The sequence below is a fragment of the Nonomuraea sp. NPDC049607 genome, assembly GCF_040675375.1.
GTDB lineage: Bacteria > Actinomycetota > Actinomycetes > Streptosporangiales > Streptosporangiaceae > Nonomuraea.
On record NZ_JBFAOV010000089.1, the window covers coordinates 1 to 5,093 of the forward strand.

General features: G+C 68.1%; 5 protein-coding genes. 2 read left to right on the forward strand and 3 right to left on the reverse strand.

Features of this window, described 5'->3' with window-relative positions:
- Positions 1–244 precede the first annotated feature (244 nt).
- Together AB0J97_RS51390 and AB0J97_RS51395 are read right to left on the reverse strand one after the other, a co-directional pair.
- Entirely contained in the window at positions 245–1,972 is a 1,728-nt protein-coding gene (locus tag AB0J97_RS51390) for a hypothetical protein (RefSeq protein ID WP_364104712.1), read from the reverse strand.
- Positions 1,973–2,052: 80 nt separating this feature from the next.
- The gene (locus tag AB0J97_RS51395) at positions 2,053–2,988 is read right to left on the reverse strand and encodes a hypothetical protein (RefSeq protein ID WP_364104715.1); all 936 of its coding nucleotides are present in this window, start codon (positions 2,986–2,988) and stop codon (positions 2,053–2,055) included.
- 72 nt (positions 2,989–3,060) lie between these two features.
- Between AB0J97_RS51395 and AB0J97_RS51400 the strand changes: the two genes are divergently transcribed.
- Positions 3,061–3,357, forward strand: coding sequence for a helix-turn-helix transcriptional regulator (locus AB0J97_RS51400; protein WP_125636525.1), 297 nt, complete (start codon positions 3,061–3,063; stop codon positions 3,355–3,357).
- A gap of 306 nt (positions 3,358–3,663) precedes the next feature.
- On the opposite strand, the gene AB0J97_RS51405 is transcribed toward AB0J97_RS51400, so the two are convergent.
- Positions 3,664–4,272: a hypothetical protein gene (locus AB0J97_RS51405; protein WP_364104718.1), complete on the reverse strand. Its 609-nt coding sequence runs from the start codon at positions 4,270–4,272 to the stop codon at positions 3,664–3,666.
- 344 nt (positions 4,273–4,616) lie between these two features.
- On the opposite strand from AB0J97_RS51405, the gene AB0J97_RS51410 reads away from it, so the two are divergent.
- Positions 4,617–4,985 (forward strand): hypothetical protein, encoded by a 369-nt coding sequence (locus AB0J97_RS51410; RefSeq protein ID WP_364104721.1) that lies wholly within the window; start codon positions 4,617–4,619, stop codon positions 4,983–4,985.
- Positions 4,986–5,093: the final 108 nt, after the last annotated feature.

Genomic DNA, 5,093 nt, shown 5'->3' on the forward strand with positions numbered 1-5,093 from the left:
GGAGCCGTTCTTGAAACGGCTGGACTGAAGTTGACGGGATCCCGTCTGATCTTGATGATCGGGCGGGATCTTGTCGTTTCAGGGGTGCCCGATTCGCATTCGCGTGGTTTCGGGGCCTGTGGAGCGAGCGTGGTGGAAGGCTCGGGTGCTGTCGCGCGGCTGTCGGGACGCGGTGGACCGGCCGGTGGGCATGGCGAAGCCCTCGGCTGGCGGGGTGCTGGGTCTTGATGAGGCGAATTGCGGCTTAAGTCCGAGGTGGGGATGTCCCGTTCGGTGTGGGTGGCTCGCTGGGACGTTGATCAGGGAGATCTGCGGTGATGTCCGGCGGCTGGATTGCGATGTGCTCGGGCTGGTGGGTGTGGCGCCACTGGTCGAGGAAGTCGTCGTTGGCGACCGTGACGATCAAGGCGGCCAGGATGGACTGGGCGACGCGTCCGTGGGCAAGTCGGTTCTTTGGCTCACCAAGATCCAGGGCGAAGCCCTTCAAACGGCCGTTCAAGCCCTCTGTTTGCGCCCTCGCAGATCCATATGTCCGTTTCCATGTCGGGCTGAGGTAGGGCAGGTCCTGGCGGAACTTGTCGAGGTGACCCAGGTCGGCCGGGTGCAGGGTGATGCTCCGCTGGCGGCAGATCTTCGGCTGCTGATCGGCGGGAAGGTCGGGGAAGGGTGTCAGGACGCGAGGTTTGGCCGAGGGGTGAGCGGCTCGTCGCCGGGCGTCGGACAGGTCGACAGCGGCTGGCCGTCCGGGTTCGCGCTGGTGGAGACGGTCGAATCGCGCGCAGCTGACCGATGGAGAGGTGCCGGCGGCCGGGCACTGGAGGCGGACGGCACCGCTGGCGTTCGGGCTCTGTTTGAGCTGCAGGAAGTAAGGCTCGCGCGCGGCGATCGCCGTGGCCAGTTCCTCGGACGGGGCGCGGATGGCGTCATCGTCCAGGCCGGTGGTGGCGTGGGCGAGGCGGTCAGGCATCAACGGGCAGGCCAGGGTGCCGTCGACGAGCAGGGTGCCGTGGACGCTGCCCTGCACTCCTCGGTTGAGGAGTTTGTAGTCCAGGGCGAGTTTGTAGCCGAGAGCGCGGACGGGCCGGGCGAAATGGTCGGGCTGCTGATCGGTGTAGGCGCGGTCGACGACGGCGAAGCGTGCGGGCAGATCGAGTCCGGTCAACGGGTGCAGGGTGGCCAGAGCGTTCTGGCCGATGCGTTTGTGCGGGGTGTCGAGGACCAGGCCGAGCGCGAGCTGGGGGAACGTGGCGGTGACGGTGGTGGTGGTGACGGCGGTGGTGGTGCGGGCGGCGACGGTGAGCGTGGCGCTGTAGCCGAACTCCGGCTCGGTCTTTCCGGCCGAATGGTGCCAGCCTGCGGTGATCTCGGTGGAAGCCACCAATTCACCGGTAGAGCGGCGGACGCGTGGCGGTCGTGCGAAGACGGGCACTGCGGTGGTGTCGATCCCGACGTCGCCTTGGAAGCCGGCCAGGTAGCCGCGGCCTTTGGCCCACTTGACCGGGGTGAGCACGAGCGCGGTGACGATGTTTTGCAGCAGGTCCCGCAGCCGTGTGTGCTCGGGATCGGTGTCCTCCCAGGTGGTGGCCAGTTGGTCGGCATCTGGCTGGGGGAGGCGGGCGCGGCGGTCGTGCCGGGCTGGGTCGAGCAGGCTGGTGAGCCGGTCAAATGCTCGGTAGAAGCGCCGGGAGCTGGCCAGACAGGCATGCGGGTCGTCGGCGTCGACCGGGTCGGCCTCAAGCTCGAGATGGTCACGCGCGGTCGCCGTCAGGGAGAAGGCAGCCAGTCGCCAGGCTTCGGACAGGGTGGCCTTGCCGGTGTAGTGGATGGAGACCAGCAGGCAGATCAGCACCGCGCGGATCGGCAGCCCGGCCGGGCCCGGTCGGCGCCCGAGCTCGGCGTTGATCAACGTCATGATGCCGGAGGCGTCCAGCAGGCGGGCGTAGTGGTCGACGACGGCGTCGGGGACCTGCAACGCCTGTTTGGCGGGTGGTCGGGGGCGGGCTGCTCGTGCTCGGGTGGTGCGCGGAGGCCAGGCGGGTGGCGCTGCCGTACTCAACCTGCCCGTTCATCGGTGCGGCCGCGCAGCAGGGCGACCGCGCTCTGCTCATCCAGAGCGGGGACGAAATGCTGGTAGCGGGCCAGCGCCGCCACGCTCATCCCGGCCGCGGCGGCCACCACGCCGGGGTCGATGCGGGCGGTGAGCAGTTCCACCAGCCAGGAGGCGCGCAACCGGCGCGCCGACAGGGCGGGCAGTCCGCCGGTGGGCCGGTGTCGGGCGGACCAGCCGCTGAACAGATTCTTGAAGTGCGGCACGAGGCGGCGGGGCCGGAACAGGAAGCTGTCCCCGACGGCGGTCGCGGTCTCGGCGAGCACCTGTTCCCACGCGGCCCGGCAGACGATCAACCTGCTGGTGTCGGGGACAGCGATCACGACCGCGCCGGAGTCCAGGTGGCGCAGGTGGGTGCCGCGGACGGCGGCGATCTCGCCGGGGGTCAGGCCGCAACCGAAGCCGAGCGCCATCAGGGCGAGGGCGTCGTGGCGGGCCTGACCACGCAGATGGTCCGCCCAGGCGCGCAGTTGCCCGAGCTGGGCGGCCGAGTACGGCTGACTGACGGCAGTGGGCGCTTTCATCGGCGGCGGCACCTGTTCGCCGCGTTCCAGCCAGGCCAGCGTGGCGCGCATGTGCCGCAGCCAGCTGCGGTAGGTCTGCGCCGAACCCGGCGCCAGATCGGTGCAGCCGGTCAGGACGAACGCGTCGATCGTTTCGTGCCGCAACCACACTTCCGGGTCATCCGGCAGGCCGGTGCGGTGGCACCACACGGCCAACCGGGTGGTCACTGTCAGCAGGCGCTGGACCCGGTAGGGGGAGGTGCGGGCGCTCGCGGCCACCAGCATCCGCACGGTGTCGGCGATCAGGTCCCACTCGGGTGGGGCGTGCTGGGGCCGGTAGGTGGTGATCGCTTGGGAGGTGTCCGGGTCAAGGGTCACACCCCACTCATATCGGCAGGACAACCTGCCGTTACGCAGCGCGATGACTTCGACCGATAGGAGAACATTGTCATGGTCGGCGGACGAGCCCGCTCCACCGCGCCCCGGGACCTGGCCGACAACCCGCAGGCCTGGCCCCACGCGGACCTGGCCGGGCACCCGGCTGCCGTCGTCGTTCAGGCGATCGCCGCCACCCTCACCGCTGAACTCGCCGCGCGCAAGCTGAGTCGGCGCGGCCTGGCCACTCTGTCCGGGGTCAACCGGCAATCCATCAATGACCTGCTCGCCGGGACCTCGTGGCCCGACGTGGCCACCATCGCCCTGCTGGAGAGCGCCCTCGGTCAGCCGCTGTGGCCCACCACCCGGTAAGGCAGCAGGTGGCGCGATTGGTGATCGACCATCGCTCTGGGGTCGGCTATCGACAGGTGTGACAGGCATCATCGTCCTCTTTCCGCTCTGCCGGACATCGGGCAGGGCAGGCGAAATAGGCTCGACGGCCCCCAAGCGACCGCATCGCGCGTTACGCTCAGAAGCGCGCGAGCCACCGTCAGTTAGACCTGCAGGGCGCTCACGCAACCCGGGTGCCGCCGAGCTGAACTCTCGGCGGCACCCTCTCATCGTCGACCCGGGCCACTCGGCTCAACCCCTCGCAGCCCAAGGGTGACGGCAAACTCATCAATGGTCAGCGGCGGCCCCGTTCAGCGCGACGCCGTCGAGGCCCTCAGCGATCGAGAACTGCCCGCGCTGGTGCTCGGCCAGCCACCCTTTGTCGATCAGACGCTTGAGACGAGTCCGGACGACTTCCACCCGCTTGTGAATATCCGGCTCGCCCAACGCCATCGCGACCTCCCTAGCGCGCATCGGACGACCTGCTGAGGCCAACATGATGACGACCTGCCGGTTGACACCGGTCAACGAGGGCCACGCGGCAGCAAGAGTGTCCGGAGCTCCCATGGACGGCACCGGTTGAAGGTGGCGAGACTCGGCGGGACTTTGACGGCCGGCCTCACCGGTGACCGGCTCGTGCGAGCCCGGGGCGTTCTGGTCGAGCACTTCAACGGGATCGCGACCGTCACTCGCCGCGTTCTTCGCCCGAAGATCCTCCACGGGGTTCCGGCCCGACACCTCGTCCTTGGCCTGCAACCTGGCCAAGGTGCGCCGAACCGCCGCCAGTTGCTCCAGTCGCTCCTCGGCCTCGGCGATTTTCTCGCGCCACGCCACGACCTCTTGCCGCGCCTGGGCTTCCTCGTCGTCCAGTCGCTCAACAAGCTGAGCGACACTCATCTGCTCAAACCGTGATGGCACCATCGCCCCCTCAGGCTTGATGACCCCAGCGCCTCACCGCACTCCGGCTTACTCACTCACCGAATAGTTGCAACTCCACACTGTAGGCACGAAAGCCACGCGAGTGCAGACACATCACAAGATCTTCCTTGCTTTCAAGCCGCAACTTCCGCAACGAAGCCAGAGTCGTTTCCGGGTTCACGCCCGAGCCGCCTTGCACCGGATCTCCACATTAACTACGCATCAGGCACATACCGGCCTGCTTTGATGGCGCCGTGATCAATCGAAGAAGCCGCTCGAGGGAAGCTGGCGACATTCGCTGGGTCTTCGGCTGCGGATTCCCCGTGATCATCGCCCTGGCGTTCGCGACCGTCGGAACCTTCCTCGAGCTTCACCTGGTAGCTCGTGCGCACGTCTACTGCGCTGGCCACCTGAGTGCGGGAGAGAACTTCGCCGGGTCCATCTGGATGGTGAGCCGCCTTGTTCTCTTCCCGGTCGTCTCGGTGCTGTCGGCACTCATCTCGCTGGCCTTCCAGCTACTCGCCCGACTGCCACGCCTGGCCGGCCGCATGTGGCTGGAACTCCTCCTGCTGGCGCTCACCATCACCGTCTCGGCCGCCGGGCCGGTAGCCCTGACCCTGTACGACCTGGCCACCCAAGGCACGCCAGGCAACTGTGTCCTGCCCTGGTGGCCCTCCTGGCTGCCCTCCTAGAACGACGAACCTCCCACCTCCCTCCAGGGAAACGATCACAAGGATCCTGGGAAGCGATCTTCCGAGCCTCCACTCAGTTCCAGGTCAGACCAACTCGTGAACACCCCA